26 protein-coding genes are annotated in these 15,687 nt (G+C 69.8%); 22 read left to right on the top strand and 4 right to left on the bottom strand.

Annotated elements, in window-relative coordinates:
• Positions 1–10: 10 nt before the first annotated feature.
• The 4 genes from NOCA_RS21240 to NOCA_RS21225 are packed head-to-tail and all read right to left on the bottom strand — an operon-like array spanning position 11 to position 3,691.
• A complete protein-coding gene (locus NOCA_RS21240; protein ID WP_011757338.1) occupies positions 11–1,009 on the bottom strand; it encodes an AAA family ATPase in 999 nt (332 codons plus the stop codon).
• A complete protein-coding gene (locus tag NOCA_RS21235; RefSeq protein ID WP_011757337.1) occupies positions 1,006–2,121 on the bottom strand; it encodes a DUF4350 domain-containing protein in 1,116 nt (371 codons plus the stop codon). Before NOCA_RS21235 ends, NOCA_RS21240 begins: the two co-directional genes overlap by 4 nt.
• Entirely contained in the window at positions 2,118–2,741 is a 624-nt protein-coding gene (locus tag NOCA_RS26090) for a DUF4129 domain-containing protein (RefSeq protein WP_011757336.1), read from the bottom strand. The genes NOCA_RS21235 and NOCA_RS26090 overlap by 4 nt, the downstream gene beginning before the upstream one ends.
• The gene (locus tag NOCA_RS21225; RefSeq protein WP_041546775.1) at positions 2,738–3,691 is read right to left on the bottom strand and encodes a hypothetical protein; all 954 of its coding nucleotides are present in this window, start codon (positions 3,689–3,691) and stop codon (positions 2,738–2,740) included. The genes NOCA_RS26090 and NOCA_RS21225 overlap by 4 nt, the downstream gene beginning before the upstream one ends.
• Before the next feature lie 566 nt (positions 3,692–4,257).
• Here NOCA_RS21225 and rpsJ point away from each other — a divergent pair.
• From rpsJ to secY, 22 genes are all read left to right on the top strand, one after another.
• Positions 4,258–4,566, top strand: a complete 309-nt coding sequence (gene rpsJ / locus NOCA_RS21220; protein ID WP_008360994.1) for a 30S ribosomal protein S10 — start codon at positions 4,258–4,260, stop codon at positions 4,564–4,566.
• Between the two features lie 10 nt (positions 4,567–4,576).
• A complete protein-coding gene (rplC, locus tag NOCA_RS21215) occupies positions 4,577–5,248 on the top strand; it encodes a 50S ribosomal protein L3 (RefSeq protein ID WP_011757334.1) in 672 nt (223 codons plus the stop codon).
• 2 nt (positions 5,249–5,250) lie between these two features.
• Entirely contained in the window at positions 5,251–6,030 is a 780-nt protein-coding gene (gene rplD, locus NOCA_RS21210; RefSeq protein WP_011757333.1) for a 50S ribosomal protein L4, read from the top strand.
• On the top strand, positions 6,027–6,332 hold the full coding sequence (gene rplW / locus NOCA_RS21205) for a 50S ribosomal protein L23 (protein ID WP_011757332.1): 306 nt from the start codon (positions 6,027–6,029) through the stop codon (positions 6,330–6,332). Before rplD ends, rplW begins: the two co-directional genes overlap by 4 nt.
• A gap of 31 nt (positions 6,333–6,363) precedes the next feature.
• On the top strand, positions 6,364–7,200 hold the full coding sequence (rplB, locus tag NOCA_RS21200; protein WP_011757331.1) for a 50S ribosomal protein L2: 837 nt from the start codon (positions 6,364–6,366) through the stop codon (positions 7,198–7,200).
• A 15-nt stretch (positions 7,201–7,215) separates the two neighbouring features.
• Complete coding sequence (rpsS, locus tag NOCA_RS21195; RefSeq protein ID WP_011757330.1) at positions 7,216–7,497, top strand: 30S ribosomal protein S19; 282 nt, start codon at positions 7,216–7,218, stop codon at positions 7,495–7,497.
• Complete coding sequence (rplV, locus tag NOCA_RS21190; protein WP_011757329.1) at positions 7,494–7,934, top strand: 50S ribosomal protein L22; 441 nt, start codon at positions 7,494–7,496, stop codon at positions 7,932–7,934. Before rpsS ends, rplV begins: the two co-directional genes overlap by 4 nt.
• Positions 7,934–8,770, top strand: a complete 837-nt coding sequence (gene rpsC / locus NOCA_RS21185; protein ID WP_011757328.1) for a 30S ribosomal protein S3 — start codon at positions 7,934–7,936, stop codon at positions 8,768–8,770. Before rplV ends, rpsC begins: the two co-directional genes overlap by 1 nt.
• A gap of 4 nt (positions 8,771–8,774) precedes the next feature.
• The gene (rplP, locus tag NOCA_RS21180; RefSeq protein WP_011757327.1) at positions 8,775–9,194 is read left to right on the top strand and encodes a 50S ribosomal protein L16; all 420 of its coding nucleotides are present in this window, start codon (positions 8,775–8,777) and stop codon (positions 9,192–9,194) included.
• A complete protein-coding gene (gene rpmC, locus NOCA_RS21175; RefSeq protein ID WP_011757326.1) occupies positions 9,194–9,436 on the top strand; it encodes a 50S ribosomal protein L29 in 243 nt (80 codons plus the stop codon). The genes rplP and rpmC overlap by 1 nt, the downstream gene beginning before the upstream one ends.
• On the top strand, positions 9,433–9,714 hold the full coding sequence (rpsQ, locus tag NOCA_RS21170) for a 30S ribosomal protein S17 (RefSeq protein ID WP_011757325.1): 282 nt from the start codon (positions 9,433–9,435) through the stop codon (positions 9,712–9,714). Before rpmC ends, rpsQ begins: the two co-directional genes overlap by 4 nt.
• Positions 9,715–9,844: 130 nt before the next feature.
• Positions 9,845–10,213, top strand: a complete 369-nt coding sequence (gene rplN / locus NOCA_RS21165; protein ID WP_011757324.1) for a 50S ribosomal protein L14 — start codon at positions 9,845–9,847, stop codon at positions 10,211–10,213.
• A 3-nt stretch (positions 10,214–10,216) separates the two neighbouring features.
• On the top strand, positions 10,217–10,588 hold the full coding sequence (rplX, locus tag NOCA_RS21160; RefSeq protein WP_011757323.1) for a 50S ribosomal protein L24: 372 nt from the start codon (positions 10,217–10,219) through the stop codon (positions 10,586–10,588).
• Positions 10,588–11,184: a 50S ribosomal protein L5 gene (rplE, locus tag NOCA_RS21155; protein ID WP_011757322.1), complete on the top strand. Its 597-nt coding sequence runs from the start codon at positions 10,588–10,590 to the stop codon at positions 11,182–11,184. The genes rplX and rplE overlap by 1 nt, the downstream gene beginning before the upstream one ends.
• Position 11,185: 1 nt before the next feature.
• The gene (locus tag NOCA_RS21150) at positions 11,186–11,371 is read left to right on the top strand and encodes a type Z 30S ribosomal protein S14 (protein ID WP_011757321.1); all 186 of its coding nucleotides are present in this window, start codon (positions 11,186–11,188) and stop codon (positions 11,369–11,371) included.
• Positions 11,372–11,520: 149 nt separating this feature from the next.
• A complete protein-coding gene (gene rpsH / locus NOCA_RS21145) occupies positions 11,521–11,928 on the top strand; it encodes a 30S ribosomal protein S8 (RefSeq protein ID WP_011757320.1) in 408 nt (135 codons plus the stop codon).
• Between the two features lie 31 nt (positions 11,929–11,959).
• Positions 11,960–12,499 carry a 50S ribosomal protein L6 gene (rplF, locus tag NOCA_RS21140; RefSeq protein WP_011757319.1) on the top strand — a complete coding sequence of 180 codons (540 nt, stop codon included), beginning with the start codon at positions 11,960–11,962 and terminating at the stop codon, positions 12,497–12,499.
• A 2-nt stretch (positions 12,500–12,501) separates the two neighbouring features.
• On the top strand, positions 12,502–12,885 hold the full coding sequence (rplR, locus tag NOCA_RS21135) for a 50S ribosomal protein L18 (RefSeq protein WP_011757318.1): 384 nt from the start codon (positions 12,502–12,504) through the stop codon (positions 12,883–12,885).
• Positions 12,886–12,957: 72 nt separating this feature from the next.
• The gene (rpsE, locus tag NOCA_RS21130) at positions 12,958–13,575 is read left to right on the top strand and encodes a 30S ribosomal protein S5 (RefSeq protein WP_011757317.1); all 618 of its coding nucleotides are present in this window, start codon (positions 12,958–12,960) and stop codon (positions 13,573–13,575) included.
• Positions 13,575–13,757, top strand: a complete 183-nt coding sequence (rpmD, locus tag NOCA_RS21125) for a 50S ribosomal protein L30 (RefSeq protein WP_011757316.1) — start codon at positions 13,575–13,577, stop codon at positions 13,755–13,757. Before rpsE ends, rpmD begins: the two co-directional genes overlap by 1 nt.
• A 1-nt stretch (position 13,758) precedes the next feature.
• Positions 13,759–14,199 carry a 50S ribosomal protein L15 gene (gene rplO / locus NOCA_RS21120; protein WP_011757315.1) on the top strand — a complete coding sequence of 147 codons (441 nt, stop codon included), beginning with the start codon at positions 13,759–13,761 and terminating at the stop codon, positions 14,197–14,199.
• A 165-nt stretch (positions 14,200–14,364) separates the two neighbouring features.
• Positions 14,365–15,678 carry a preprotein translocase subunit SecY gene (secY, locus tag NOCA_RS21115; RefSeq protein WP_011757314.1) on the top strand — a complete coding sequence of 438 codons (1,314 nt, stop codon included), beginning with the start codon at positions 14,365–14,367 and terminating at the stop codon, positions 15,676–15,678.
• Positions 15,679–15,687: the final 9 nt, after the last annotated feature.

The raw sequence follows: 15,687 nt of genomic DNA, 5'->3' as shown, positions 1-15,687 counted from the left end.
CGACGCTCCTCTACCTCGGGACCGGCACCGACCCGAGGGCGGACGCGAGCACCTGGCCGACGTCGACGCCCTCGAGCTCGGCCTCGGGTCGCAGCCCGAGGCGGTGCACGAGCGTCGCGTGCGCCAGCGCCTTGACGTCGTCGGGCGTCACGAAGTCCCGGCCGGTCAGCCATGCCCAGGCCCGGGCCGAGCGCAGCAGCGCGGTGGCGCCGCGGGGGCTCACCCCCAGGCTCAGCGACGGCGACTCCCGGGTCGCCCGGGCGATGTCGACGACGTACGCCGCGACCTCCGGCGTCACCTGCACCCGGCCGACCGCCGCCCGGCCGGCCGTGATGTCGTCGGCGCCGGCCACCGCGCGCACGCCGGCGGCCGGGACGTCGCGCGGATCGAAGCCGGCCGCGTGTCGGCGCACGATCTCCAGCTCGTCCGCCCGCTCGGGGATCGGCAGGACCACCTTGAGCAGGAAGCGGTCCAGCTGCGCCTCGGGGAGCGGGTAGGTGCCTTCGTACTCGACCGGGTTCTGCGTCGCCGCGACGAGGAAGGGGCGAGGCAGCGGCCGAGAGACGCCGTCCACCGAGACCTGGCCCTCCTCCATCGCCTCGAGCAGCGCCGACTGGGTCTTCGGCGGGGTGCGGTTGATCTCGTCGGCCAGCAGCAGGTTCGTGAAGATCGGACCCTCGCGGAAGATCAGCTCCCCGCGGGTGCCGTCGATGACCATCGAGCCGGTGATGTCGCCGGGCATCAGGTCGGGGGTGAACTGCACCCGGCGCGCGTCCACCGAGAGCGCCGCCGCGAGGGTGCGCACCAGCAGCGTCTTCGCGACGCCGGGCACGCCTTCCATCAGCACGTGCCCGCCGCACAGCAGGGCCACGAGCAGGCCCGACACGGCGGCGTCCTGGCCGACGACGGCCTTCGCGACCTCGGTGCGTACGGCGGCGAGCCGGTCGCGCGCGTCCCGGTCGGCGGCCTCGGAACGGCCGGGGTGGTCGGGGTGGTGGGGGTCGGTCATGGGCGGCGTACCTCTCTGTCGAGCTGGGCCAGGCGGTCGGCCAGGGCGATCAGGTCGTGGTCGGTGGTCGGGGGAGGGGCGCCGGGCCCGAGCAGCCACGCGACCTCGTCGCGAGCCCGGCCGGTGTGACGGACGACGTCGTCGACCAGCCTGGCCGCGTCGGCGCGCGTGTCGAGCCCGAGCCGGTCGGCCGCGTGCCTTCGGGCGGCCGAGCGCAGGACCTCGGCGGCGTGCCCGCGATCGCCGGCCTTGCGGTAGAGCCGGCCCCGGCTCCGGGTGGTCTCGATGGCCTTCACGACCACCGGCAGCGGCTCGGTCGCGAGCGGTCCCAGCCGTCGCGCCCGCCACAGCAGCAGCGCGAACGCACTGAGCGCGAGCACCCAGAGCGCGGGCCGCAGCCAGCGCGGCAGCAGGGTGGCGAGACTGACCCCGTCGTCGCCGACCAGGTCGTCGAGGGAGGGCACGTACCAGACCAGGTGGTCCCGCTCGCCGAGCAGCCGCAGCGCGACCGCGGCGTCGTCGGCGCGGAGCACCTGGCCGTTGCTGAGCAGCTCGCCGGCGCCGAGCAGCACGAGGTCGGGACGGGGCTCGGCCACGAGCGCCCCGTGCTCGCCGCGGAAGCAGCCGCCGCGCACGGGGTACTCCACGGCGTGGTCGACCTGGACGGAGAGCCCGGCATACGTCGGGTCCGCGCAGTCGGCGGGGCGCGGCTCGTCGAGCGTCACCTGGTAGGGCAGGCTGTCGACGCCGAGCGCCGCGGTGGTGCCCGGGCCGGGCTCGGCCAGCACCAGCCGGGCCCCCGCGGTGTGCTCGACGAGTCGCGCGATCGTGCTCTCCCCGAGCAGCCCGGTCGAGGTCACCAGCACGGTCGCGTCCTCGACCTCGGTCGCGTCGAGGGCCTCAGCGCCGCGCGCGATCGTCACGTCCACCCCCTGGTCGGAAAGCACCCGCGCGAGGGCTCGCGCGCCGTCCGGGTCGGGGTTGTCCGGGTCGAGCGCCACGCCACGACGGGCGCCGGCGTCGCCGAGCAGGAGCACGACGACGACCGCGAGCGTCAGGCCGGCGAGGACGACCAGCGTGGAGCGCTGCCGGAGCAGCCCGTGGCCACTCATCCCCGACCGCCCAGCACGTCATCGAGCTCCAGCACGCCCCGTGCCTGGGCGGGCGAGGCCGGTCGGTCGCCGTACCGCACCGCGTCGAAGAGCGCCGCGGTGCCGTCGACCCGCGGTCGCTGGTCGGGGTGAGCAGCGCCGAGGGCGGTGGCGACCTCGTGAGCGGTGGCACCAGGGCGGTCCTCCAGCACGCCGCGCTCGACCTGCCGGACGGCGAGCGCGCGGAATGCGTCGACCACCGCGTCCTCGGCGCGGCCCTCCGCGAGCGCCCGCTCGGCCCGGGCCCGCAGGTCGTCCGCCCTCAGGACGGCTCCCGCCGGCAGCACCGCGCGCTCCCGGGTGGACCGGGCGGTACGCCGCGCCCGGGAGACCAGCCAACCCAGTCCGAGCGCGAGCAGCAGGAACGCGACCATGGCCGCGAACGTCGACAGTGGTGGGGTCCGCGAGGCGGCGTCGACGGCGCTGCTCACCAGCCGGTCGACCCAGTCCAGCACCTGCTGGAGCACGTCGCGGTCGTGGTACTCCGGGCGCACCAGCTCCCGGCGCAGCAGCGAGCCGGCCTCGTCCGGCGACGGATCGAGCGGGGGCTCGGCCAGGATCGCGAGCAGCGGACCGGTCACGACGCGGTGATCCCGGCCTGGGTCATCAGCTCGACGTCGTAGGCCTCCTTGCGGATCCGCTGGTCGAGGTACTGCACGCTCGTGACCGCGGAGGTGAAGGGGGTGACGAACGCGGTCTGGACGACGGTGGCGATCGCGCTCAGCACGACCAGGACGAGTACGGCGTAGCGGGACTCGGCCATCGCCAGCGGCAGCAGCTGAGCGGCGATCGTGAACGGCGCCGACAGCATGCTCCCGGCGATCCCCGTGACGATCACGGTCAGCAGCGCGATCCCGAAGGTCCGCCAGAACTGCCGCCGGGTCAGCCGGAAGCCCCGCCCGATCGCGGCCAGCACCCGGGTCCGCTCGATCATCAGGGCCGGCACCGGCAGGTAGTAGACCCGGATCCAGAACCAGCAGGCGAACGCGAGGAACGCCGGGACGCTGAGCACGCCGAACAGGACGATCGCCCAGGTCGGCAGCAGCACGACCGCCAGGATCCAGAGCAGGCCGTAGGCGAGCAGCAGCCCGGCCAGCATCAGGCCCAGCAGCAGTGTCAGCCCGACCAGCCGCCAGCGCGAGCCCCGGGTCGCGGCCCAGGCCTCGCCGAGGGTGAGCCGGCGGCCGATCGCCGCGGCCGCCGTCACGTGGGCGACCATGCCGGTGACCAGGATCGAGCCCACCGACTGCAGCGCGGTGCCGAGGAACAGCGAGCCGATCGACCCGGCGTAGCCGACGACCTCGGCAGTGGAGAGGTCGTCGCCGGACTGTGCGGCGGAGAGATCCACGACCAGCGTCAGCAGCGCGGTGACCAGGACCGGGACGCCCATCGCGACCGCCGCGACGAGCACCGCGGAGCCGACCGTGGCCTTCGGGTTGAACCGGATGATCCGGAACGCCGCGTCGTACATGTCGCCGAGCGCGAGCGGGCGCAGCGGCATCGCACCCGGCTTGTGTGCGGCGCCCAGCATGCCCGGCGCGACGACTGGCGACTGCGCCCAGCCGGGCGCCGGCGGGACGGGTGTCGGGGGCGGCGGTGGCTGCCATCCGGGCGGGGGCGGGCTCGGGGGCGATCCGCCCGGGGGAGGGTACTGGTCGCCCGACACCCGGACATCCTCCCAGGTGCCCGCCGTCGGAGGTCGGAGGGCGGCCGGGGGGCGGTCGGGGAGCGGTCAGGGGTGGTCAGCGGCGCCGAGTTTGGTGCTCGCCGCGAAGTCTGCCAAGATGGTCCGGTTGCTTCGGCGGGTTGCCGGGGTGCGCCACACATCTTGACTACTGAATCGCGTCTCCATGAGGGGTCAGTGGTCCGGCGTGCGGCCGCACCGACCCAGGAGACCCGATCCGCCCGACGAACCGTCGGGCACCACCAACACAGCAGGCGAGATCAACCGGTCTCGTGTTGTGCCTCACAGGTGCGACACGCCCGACCGCGGGGGTCGGAGCTGCGAGGCGGCGGAGCACCGGGCGGGGCCGACTCAAGCCGGAGGAAGCCCCGGGACTGCACGCGGTACCGAATCGAGAAGGACGAGAGAGACCTATGGCGGGACAGAAGATCCGCATCAGGCTCAAGGCCTATGACCACGAGGTGATCGACACCTCGGCGCGCAAGATCGTGGACACCGTCACCCGCACGGGTGCCAAGGTCGCCGGCCCGGTGCCGCTGCCGACCGAGAAGAACGTGTACTGCGTCATCCGCTCGCCCCACAAGTACAAGGACTCCCGCGAGCACTTCGAGATGCGCACCCACAAGCGCCTCATCGACATCATCGACCCCACGCCGAAGACCGTCGACTCGCTGATGCGCCTCGACCTGCCTGCCGGCGTCGACATCGAGATCAAGCTCTGAGGTTCCTGAGATGACAATCGAGCGCAACATGAAGGGCCTGCTGGGCACCAAGCTCGGCATGACCCAGGTCTGGGACGAGAACAACCGCGTCGTCCCCGTCACCGTGATCGCCGCGGGCACCAACGTGGTCACCCAGGTGCGGACGCCCGCCACCGACGGCTACAACGCCATCCAGGTCGGGTACGGCGAGATCGACGGCCGCAAGGTGACCAAGCCGCAGGCCGGTCACTTCGGCAAGGCCGGCACCACGCCGCGCCGCCACCTGGTCGAGATCCGCACCGCCCTCGCGGCCGACTACACCGTCGGCCAGGAGCTGGCCGTCGACACCTTCGCCGCGGGCGAGGAGATCGACGTGACCGGCACCAGCAAGGGCAAGGGCTTCGCCGGCACGATGAAGCGCCACGGCTTCGCCGGTGTCTCCGCCTCGCACGGTGCCCACCGCAACCACCGCAAGCCGGGCTCGATCGGCGCGTGCGCCACGCCGGGCCGCGTGTTCAAGGGCGTCCGCATGGCCGGCCGGATGGGCACCGACACGGTGACCACCCAGAACGTCACCGTGCACGCCGTGGACACTGCGAAGGGCCTGATCCTCCTCAAGGGTGCCGTTCCCGGCCCCAAGGGTGGCCTCGTGGTCCTCCGCTCGGCCGCCAAGAGCTCTCTCACGTCGGGCAAGGAGGTCTGATCATGGCTGAGGACAACGAGAAGACCACCCCCGCGAAGAAGACGGCTGCCAAGAAGACGGACGCTGCGAAGACGACCGCCGCGAAGAAGGCTGCTCCGGCCAAGAAGGCGGCGCCCGCGAAGAAGGCTGCCCCGGCCAAGAAGGCCGCCGCGCCGAAGGCCGCGAAGGTCGACTTCCCGGCCGAGATCTTCGACGTCGAGCTCAACGTCCCGCTGATCCACCAGGTCGTGGTGGCCCAGCAGGCCGCCGCCCGGCAGGGCACGCACGCCACCAAGACCCGCGGCGAGGTCCGCGGCGGTGGCCGCAAGCCCTACAAGCAGAAGGGCACCGGCCGCGCCCGCCAGGGCTCGACCCGCGCCCCGCAGTTCGCCGGCGGTGGCACCGTCCACGGCCCGCAGCCGCGCAGCTACGACCAGCGCACCCCCAAGAAGATGAAGGTCGCCGCCCTGCGCGGTGCCCTCTCCGACCGGGCGCGCAACGACCGGATCCACGTGGTGGAGTCGCTGATCACGGCAGAGGCCCCGTCGACCAGGACGGCCCTGGCCGCGCTGTCGACGCTCTCCGAGCGCTCGCGGTTCCTCGTGGTGCTCGAGCGCACCGACACCGTCACCTGGCTGTCGCTGCGCAACGCCCCCGAGGTGCACATCGTGGCGGTCGACCAGCTGAACACCTACGACGTGCTGGCATCCGATGACGTCGTCTTCACCCAGGGCGCCTACGACGCCTTCGTGAACGGCACCGCCGTGTCCAAGCCCGTCCCGGCCGAGGAGGCTGCGAAGTGAGCACGCTCCACAAGGACCACCGCGACATCCTGCTCGCGCCGGTCGTGTCCGAGAAGAGCTACGGCCTCCTCGACGCGAACAAGTACACCTTCCTGGTGCACCCGGACGCCAACAAGACCGAGATCAAGATCGCGGTCGAGAAGGTGTTCAACGTCAAGGTCACCTCCGTCAACACGATCAACCGTCCGGGCAAGACGCGTCGGACCCGCAACGGGCTGGGCAAGCGCAAGGACACCAAGCGCGCGATCGTCAGCCTCGCTGAGGGCGACCGCATCGACATCTTCGGAGGTCCGGTCTCCTGACCGGGCAGCTGGATACGAGGACTGAAGACACATGGCAATCCGCAAGTACAAGCCGACTACCCCGGGCCGCCGCGGCTCGTCGGTCGCCGACTTCGTCGAGATCACCCGGACCACTCCGGAGAAGTCGCTGACGCGTCCGCTGCCCAAGAAGGGTGGCCGCAACAACCAGGGCCGGATCACCACCCGGCACCAGGGTGGCGGCCACAAGCGCGCCTACCGTCTGATCGACTTCCGTCGCTACGACAAGGACGGCGTCCCGGCCAAGGTCGCGCACATCGAGTACGACCCGAACCGCACCGCGCGGATCGCGTTGCTGCACTACGTCGACGGCGAGAAGCGCTACATCATCGCGCCGAAGGACCTGACGCAGGGCACCCGCGTGGAGTCGGGCCCGAACGCCGACATCAAGCCCGGCAACAACCTGCCGCTGCGCAACATCCCGGTCGGTACGACGATCCACTGCGTGGAGCTGCGTCCGGGTGGCGGCGCGAAGATCGCCCGCTCCGCCGGCAACAGCGCCCAGCTGGTCGCCCGTGAGGGCTCGCGTGCCACGCTGCGGATGCCGTCGGGCGAGATGCGGTTCGTGGACGTGCGCTGCCGCGCGACCGTCGGTGAGGTCGGCAACGCCGAGCAGTCCAACATCAACTGGGGCAAGGCCGGCCGGATGCGCTGGAAGGGCAAGCGCCCGACCGTCCGCGGTGTCGTCATGAACCCGGTCGACCACCCGCACGGCGGTGGCGAGGGCAAGACGTCGGGTGGTCGTCACCCGGTGTCCCCCTGGGGCCAGCCCGAGGGCCGCACGCGCAAGCGCAAGGCCAGCGACTCCCAGATCATCCGTCGTCGCAAGACCGGCAAGAACAAGCGCTGATAGGGAAATAGAGACATGCCTCGCAGCCTGAAGAAGGGTCCGTTCGTCGACGACCACCTGCAGAAGAAGGTGGACGCCGAGAACGCCAAGGGCTCTCACAACGTCATCAAGACCTGGTCGCGCCGGTCGATGATCGTGCCGGACATGATCGGTCACACGATCGCCGTGCACGACGGTCGCAAGCACGTGCCGGTCTTCGTGACCGACTCGATGGTCGGCCACAAGCTCGGGGAGTTCGCTCCCACCCGCACCTACCGCGGGCACGTCAAGGAAGACCGGAAGGGGCGTCGTCGATGAGCACCACGGAGCGCAGGCGCACCAGCGCGCGCCGCGAGACGCTGCTCGGCGACCAGCCCGGAGCCTTCGCGAGCGCCCGCTACGCGCGGATCACGCCGATGAAGGCCCGCCGGGTCGTCGACATGGTCCGCGGGCTGCCCGTGGACGAGGCCCTGTCGCTGCTGCAGTTCGCGCCGCAGTCCGCCTCCGAGACCGTCTACAAGGTGCTCGAGAGCGCCGTCGCCAACGCCGAGCTCACCGAGGGCCTCGAGCGTGGGGACCTGGTCGTCTCCGTGGCGCAGGTCGACGAGGGTCCGACGATGAAGCGGTGGCGCCCGCGGGCGCAGGGTCGTGCGACGCGCATCAACAAGCGCACCAGCCACATCACCCTGGTCGTCCAGCCGGCCGACGTGGTGGCAGAGAAGAAGGCGACCCCGAAGAAGAGGAAGAGTGCCTGATGGGCCAGAAGATCAACCCGAACGGCTTCCGCCTCGGCATCTCGACCGACCACAAGAGCCGTTGGTACGCCGACAAGCTCTACAAGTCGTACGTCGGCGAGGACGTCGCCATCCGCAAGCTGCTCTCCAAGGGCATGGAGCGGGCCGGCATCGCCAAGGTGGAGATCGAGCGCACCCGTGACCGCGTGCGGGTGGACATCCACACCGCGCGCCCGGGCATCGTCATCGGCCGCCGCGGCGCCGAGGCCGACCGGATCCGCGGCGAGCTCGAGAAGCTCACCGGCAAGCAGGTCCAGCTGAACATCCTCGAGGTCAAGAACCCCGAGGTCGACGCCCAGCTGGTCGCCCAGGGTGTGGCCGAGCAGCTCTCCGGCCGCGTGCAGTTCCGGCGCGCCATGCGCAAGGCCATGCAGACCTCGATGCGCTCGGGTGCCAAGGGCATCCGGATCCAGTGCTCGGGCCGGCTCAACGGCGCCGAGATGTCGCGCACCGAGTTCTACCGCGAGGGTCGCGTCCCGCTGCACACGCTGCGCGCCGACATCGACTACGGCTTCTACGAGGCCCGCACGACCTTCGGCCGGATCGGCGTGAAGGTCTGGATCTACAAGGGCGAGGTCGCCGGCACCCGTGCCGAGCGCCAGGCCCAGGCTGCCGCCCGCGCCGGGGTCCCCGGTCGCGGTGGTCGTCCGCAGCGTGGTGGGGAGCGCCCGAGCCGTGGCTCGCGCGGCGACCGTCCGACCCGCGCGGACCGCGGCGGCGACGCCCCCACCAGCGAGGCGACCGGCGCTGCGACCGAGCAGGCCGCCCCCGCCCCGGCAGAGAACCAGGAGGGCTGACGTCATGCTGATGCCCCGTCGTGTCAAGCACCGCAAGCAGCACCACCCCACGCGGAGGGGTGCTGCCAAGGGCGGTACGCGTCTCGCCTTCGGCGACTTCGGCATCCAGGCGGTCGAGGCTCACTACGTGACCAACCGTCAGATCGAGTCGGCCCGTATCGCGATGACCCGTCACATCAAGCGTGGCGGCAAGGTGTGGATCAACATCTACCCCGACCGCCCGCTCACCAAGAAGCCCGCCGAGACCCGCATGGGCTCCGGCAAGGGCTCGCCCGAGTGGTGGATCGCCAACGTGAAGCCGGGTCGGGTCATGTTCGAGCTCTCCGGCGTGGACGAGACCGTCGCCCGCGAGGCCATGCGCCGCGCGATGCACAAGCTCCCCATGAAGTGCCGGTTCATCTCCCGCGAAGCAGGTGAGTTCTGATGGCAACGACCGCCCACGAGCTCGACGAGCTCAACGCCGTCGACCTCGAGGCCAAGCTGCGCGAGGCCAAGGAGGAGCTCTTCAACCTCCGGTTCCAGGCGGCCACCGGCCAGCTGGAGAGCCACGGCCGGCTCCGCACGGTCAAGAAGGACATCGCCCGGATCTACACCGTGGTGCGAGAGCGCGAGCTCGGCATCCGCTCCACCCCGGGCCAGGACAGCAACGAGGATGGTGACGCATGAGCGAGCAGGCTCAGGCGAACGCTGCAGAGCGGAACGCCCGCAAGGTCCGTGAGGGCCTGGTCGTCAGCGACAAGATGGACAAGACCGTGGTCGTGTCCGTCGAGGACCGCGTCAAGCACGCGCTGTATGGCAAGGTCATGCGCCGCACCAGCAAGCTCAAGGCGCACGACGAGCAGAACGAGTGCGGCATCGGTGACCGGGTCCTCCTGATGGAGACCCGACCGCTGTCGGCCACCAAGCGTTGGCGCGTCGTCGAGATCCTCGAGAAGGCGAAGTAGGCGCGAGCGCAGCGAGCTTGCCTACTTCGCAACAGAAAGACAGCCCCGGCGAAGCCGGGACCAACTTAGTGAGTTCCCCCAGGCTCATCCGGGCTAGCCGGCCGAGAACCAGGGTGACAAGGAGAAACTGATGATCCAGCAGGAGTCGCGGCTCAAGGTCGCCGACAACACCGGTGCGAAGGAGATCCTTTGCATCCGTGTTCTCGGTGGCTCGGGTCGGCGCTACGCCGGTATCGGCGACGTCATCGTCGCCACCGTGAAGGATGCGATCCCCGGTGGCAACGTGAAGAAGGGTGACGTCGTCAAGGCTGTCGTCGTGCGCACCGTCAAGGAGCGTCGCCGCCCCGACGGCTCGTACATCCGCTTCGACGAGAACGCCGCCGTCATCCTCAAGAACGACGGCGAGCCGCGAGGCACCCGCATCTTCGGCCCCGTGGGCCGTGAGCTGCGCGAGAAGAAGTTCATGAAGATCATCTCGCTCGCCCCGGAGGTGCTCTGAGCCATGGCTGAGAAGAAGAAGAGCGTGAGCATCAAGAAGGGCGACACCGTCAAGGTGATCGCGGGCAAGGACAAGGGCGCCGAGGGTCGCGTCATCCAGGTGCTCCGGGAGGAGCAGCGGGTGATCGTCGAGGGCGTGAACCGCGTCAAGCGGCACACCAAGGTCGTCAACCAGGGCGGTCGCGCCGGCACCACCGGCGGCATCATCACCGCCGAGGCCCCGATCCACGTCTCGAACGTGATGCTCGTCGAGGGCGGCGGCGTGACCCGGATCGGCTTCCGCCGCGACGAGGTCACCAAGCGCCGTCCCGACGGTTCGACGTACAAGGCGGAGCGCAGCGTCCGCATCTCGCGCAAGACCGGCAAGGAAATCTGATGACCCAGACCGAGACTGAGCAGTCGCAGACGACGGCCTCCGCGAAGGTCGCCCCTCGTCTCAAGACCCGCTACCGCGAGGAGATCGTTCCCGCGCTGCGCTCCGAGTTCGACATCAAGAACGCCATGCAGGTGCCCGGGCTGACCAAGATCGTGGTCAACATGGGCGTCGGCGAGGCCGCTCGCGACTCGAAGCTGATCGAGGGTGCCGTCAAGGACCTCACCGCGATCACGGGCCAGAAGCCGCTGGTCACGAAGGCCCGCAAGTCGATCGCGCAGTTCAAGCTGCGCGAGGGCATGCCGATCGGCGCGCACGCCACGCTGCGTGGCGATCGGATGTGGGAGTTCCTGGACCGCCTGCTGTCGCTCGCGCTGCCGCGCATCCGCGACTTCCGCGGCCTGAACCCCGACCAGTTCGACGGCCGGGGCAACTACACCTTCGGTCTCACCGAGCAGGTCATGTTCCACGAGATCGACCAGGACCGGATCGACCGCTCGCGGGGCATGGACATCACGGTCGTCACCACCGCCACCAACGACGAGCAGGGCCGTGCGCTGCTCAAGCAGCTCGGATTCCCGTTCAAGGAGGGCAACTGACATGGCGAAGACCGCTCTGAAGGTCAAGGCCGCTCGCAAGCCCAAGTTCGCGGTGCGCGGCTACACCCGCTGCCAGCGCTGCGGCCGGCCCAAGGCCGTCTACCGCAAGTTCGGCCTGTGCCGCATCTGCCTGCGCGAGATGGCGCACCGCGGCGAGCTGCCGGGCGTGACCAAGTCCAGCTGGTAAGGATTTCGGGGCTTCGCCCCGCGACCTGGTGGGGGCTTCGCCCCCCACACCCCCGTCGGTGGTTACGGCGGGAAAACCACAACATCAAACGCTGAAGGTCGATCTGCGGATGCGGATCGAAACCACACCGAGAAAGGGCCAATTCGGCCATGACGATGACTGACCCGATCGCAGACATGCTGACTCGTCTGCGCAACGCCAACCAGGCGTACCACGACGCGGTGTCGATGCCGTACAGCAAGCTCAAGCAGGGTGTCGCCGACATCCTCAAGCAGGAGGGCTACATCACCTCCTACGACGTGACCGAGCCGGCTGAGGGCGAGGTCGGCAAGACGCTGACCATCACCCTCAAGTACGGCCGCAACCGGGAGCGCTCGATCGCGGGCGTCCGCCGGATCAGCAAGCCCGGCCTGCGGGTGTACGCCAAGCACACCGGGCTCCCGAAGGTGCTCGGCGGCCTGGGGGTCGCGATCATCTCGACCAGCCAGGGCCTGCTGACCGACCGCCAGGCGAACCAGAAGGGCGTGGGTGGGGAAGTCCTCGCCTACGTCTGGTAACGACGAGACCGAGAAGGAGAACGAGTAAAGCATGTCGCGTATTGGCAAGCTCCCCGTCGCGGTCCCGTCGGGTGTCGACGTCGCGATCGACGGCGCACGGGTGACCGTCAAGGGCCCCAAGGGCACCCTGTCGCACACCGTGGCCGCACCGATCACGGTCGAGAAGGGCGACGGCGTCCTGGACGTCAAGCGACCCGACGACGAGCGCGAGAGCAAGGCGCTCCACGGCCTGACCCGCACCCTGGTCAACAACATGGTGGTGGGCGTGACCGAGGGCTACGAGAAGAAGCTCGAGATCGTGGGCGTGGGCTACCGCGTCCTGTCGAAGGGGCCGACCCAGCTGGAGTTCCAGCTCGGGTACTCCCACCCGATCACCTTCAACGCCCCCGAGGGCATCACCTTCGCGGTCGAGGGCCCCACCCGGCTCGGCGTCCAGGGCATCGACAAGCAGCTCGTCGGTGAGGTAGCCGCGAACATCCGCAAGCTGCGCAAGCCCGAGCCGTACAAGGGCAAGGGCGTTCGCTACGCGGGTGAGCACATCCGCCGCAAGGTCGGAAAGGCCGGTAAGTGACCATGGCGATCTCGCTGTCGAACAACAAGCACACCGCCGCGCGGACCAAGTCCCGTCTGCGCCGCCAGGTCCGGGGCCGCAAGAGGGTCTCCGGCACGCCGGAGCGTCCGCGCCTGGTCGTCACCCGCTCCTCGAAGCACATCAGCGTCCAGGTCGTCGACGACCTGGTCGGCAAGACGCTCGCGTCGGCCTCCACCATGGAGGCGGACCTGCGCGGCTTCTCGGGCGACAAGACCGCCAAGGCCAAGAAGGTGGGCGAGCTCGTCGCCGAGCGGGCCAAGTCCGCCGGTGTCGAGGGCGTCGTCTTCGACCGGGCCGGCAACAAGTACCACGGTCGCGTCGCGGCCCTGGCGGAGGGCGCCCGCGAGGGCGGCCTGACCTTCTGATCGCATACGCACGGGGGACACCCCCGTGTGCCCCCGAAGAGCAAAGAGCTTGGAAGAGAAGAGGAAAGTCTCATGAGCGGAGCCCAGCGCGGACAGCGCGGTGGCGAGCGCCGTGGTGGACGTGACGACCGTCGCGGCCAGGGTGCTGACAAGACCGCCTACATCGAGCGCGTCGTTGCGATCAACCGGGTCGCCAAGGTCGTGAAGGGCGGTCGTCGCTTCAGCTTCACCGCCCTCGTGGTCGTCGGCGACGGTGAGGGTCTGGTCGGTGTCGGATACGGCAAGGCCAAGGAGGTCCCGGCGGCGATCGCCAAGGGTGTCGAGGAGGCGAAGAAGCACTTCTTCCGCGTGCCCCGCATCCAGGGCACGATCCCGCACCCCGTCCAGGGCGAGAAGGCGGCCGGTGTCGTCCTCCTGCGTCCGGCCGCCCCCGGTACCGGTGTCATCGCCGGTGGCCCGGTGCGCGCGGTCCTGGAGTGCGCCGGCATCCACGACGTGCTGAGCAAGTCGCTCGGTTCGTCGAACCAGATCAACATCGTCCACGCGACGGTCGAGGCCCTGCGGATGCTCGAACAGCCCGAGGCCGTGGCCGCCCGCCGCGGCCTGCCGGTCGAGGAGGTCGCCCCGGCGGCCCTGCTCAAGGCCCGGGTGGAGGTCCCCGCGGGGGTCTCCGAGGAGGTGTCGTCCTGATGGCGCAGCTCAAGGTCCAGCAGAAGAAGGGCGTCGTCGGCATCAAGGCCAACCAGCGCGAGACGCTGCGCACCCTCGGCCTGAAGCGCATCGGCGACGTCGTCGTCAAGGAGGACCGCCCGGAGATCCGCGGCATGGTCAACACCGTCCGTCACCTCGTGACGGTCGAGGAGGTCGAGTGACATGACGCTCAAGCTGCACAACCTGCGTCCTGCCCCGGGCGCCAAGACCGCCAAGACCCGCGTCGGTCGCGGTGAGGGCTCGAAGGGCAAGACCGCGGGCCGTGGTACCAAGGGCACGAAGGCCCGCTACCAGGTCCCGGCCGCCTTCGAGGGCGGCCAGATGCCGATCCACATGCGGCTCCCGAAGCTCAAGGGCTTCAAGAACCCGTTCAAGGTGGAGTTCCAGGTCGTGAACCTGGACCGCATCAACCAGCTCTTCCCCGAGGGCGGCGCCGTGGGCGTCGAGGACCTCGTCGCCAAGGGCGCGGTGCGTGACGGCCACCCGGTGAAGGTCCTCGGCCAGGGCGAGATCTCCGTGGCCGTGCAGGTGAGCGCGAACGCGTTCTCGGCGACGGCCTCGGAGAAGATCGAGGCCGCCGGCGGCACCACGACGTTGGTGTGACCCACGGGTGACCCGCTTCAGCGCGTTGGGCGCGGCAGTCCTGCCCCAGGCAGGACGGTCCGCGCCCGTCGCGCTTTCCGGGCCCGTCACCCTGCCTGTTAGGCTTCCCCGGGTCCTTGCGGTCGAGTCGCAGGGGCCGCTTCACGCTTGGAGAAAGAGGATCTCGTGCTGAGCGCGTTCGCGAACGCTTTCCGGACCCCGGACCTGCGGCGCAAGCTGCTGTTCGTCGTCTTGATCATCGGGGTCTTCCGGCTCGGATCCCAGGTCCCGACCCCCGGCGTCGACGTCGGCAACGTGCAGGCCTGCGTCGACATCGCGACCGAGGGCAGCAACGCCGACCTCTACAGCCTGGTCAACATGTTCTCCGGCGGAGCGCTGCTCCAGCTGACGATCTTCGCGCTCGGCATCATGCCGTACATCACGGCGAGCATCATCCTGCAGCTGCTGGTCGTGGTCATCCCCCGGCTCGAGGCGCTGAAGAAGGAGGGCCAGTCCGGCCAGACCAAGATCACCCAGTACACCCGCTACCTGACGCTGGGCCTCGCGGTCCTCCAGGCGACGGGCATCGTGGCCCTGGCCCGCTCGGGCAACCTGCTGCAGGGCTGCGACCCCAACACGTTCCCGCTGCTCCACGACAACGGGACCTCGACGTTCCTCGTCATGGTGGTCACGATGACCGCCGGCACGGCCGTGATCATGTGGCTCGGCGAGCTGATCACCGAGCACGGCATCGGCAACGGCATGTCGCTGCTGATCTTCACCCAGATCATCGCGGGCTTCCCGTCCTCGCTGTGGTCGGTCCAGAGCTCCAAGGGCTGGTGGATCTTCGGCATCGTGATGGTCACCGGCCTGGTGATCGTCGCGGCGGTCATCTTCGTCGAGCAGGCCCAGCGCCGGATCCCGGTGCAGTACGCCCGCCGGATGGTGGGCCGCAAGATGTTCGGCGGCAGCTCGACCTACATCCCGCTCAAGGTGAACCAGGCCGGCGTCATCCCGGTCATCTTCGCGTCGTCGCTGCTCTACCTGCCCGCCATGCTCGTCTCGTTCAACCCGAACGCCGACTCGAGATGGGCGAACTGGATCAACTCCTACCTGGTGCGCGGCGACCACCCGCTCTACATGCTCACGTTCTTCCTGCTGATCATCTTCTTCACCTACTTCTACGTGTCGATCACGTTCAACCCGAACGAGGTGGCCGACAACATGAAGAAGTACGGCGGCTTCATCCCCGGGATCCGGGCGGGCAAGCCGACCGAGGACTACCTGTCCTACGTCCTGTCCCGCATCACGCTGCCCGGCTCGCTCTACCTCGGTCTGATCTCCCTGATCCCGTTGATCGCCTTCGCCGTGATCGGTGCCAACCAGAACTTCCCGTTCGGTGGCACCAGCATCCTGATCATGGTCGGCGTGGGGCTGGACACGGTGAAGCAGATCGAGAGCCAGCTCCAGCAGCGCAACTACGAAGGATTCCTGCGCTGATATGCGATT

Origin of the sequence: Nocardioides sp. JS614 (assembly GCF_000015265.1) — a bacterium.
Taxonomy (GTDB): Bacteria; Actinomycetota; Actinomycetes; order Propionibacteriales; family Nocardioidaceae; genus Nocardioides.
Note: the sequence above shows the minus strand (reverse complement) of the source record. Positions and strands in the feature narration are given on the sequence as shown.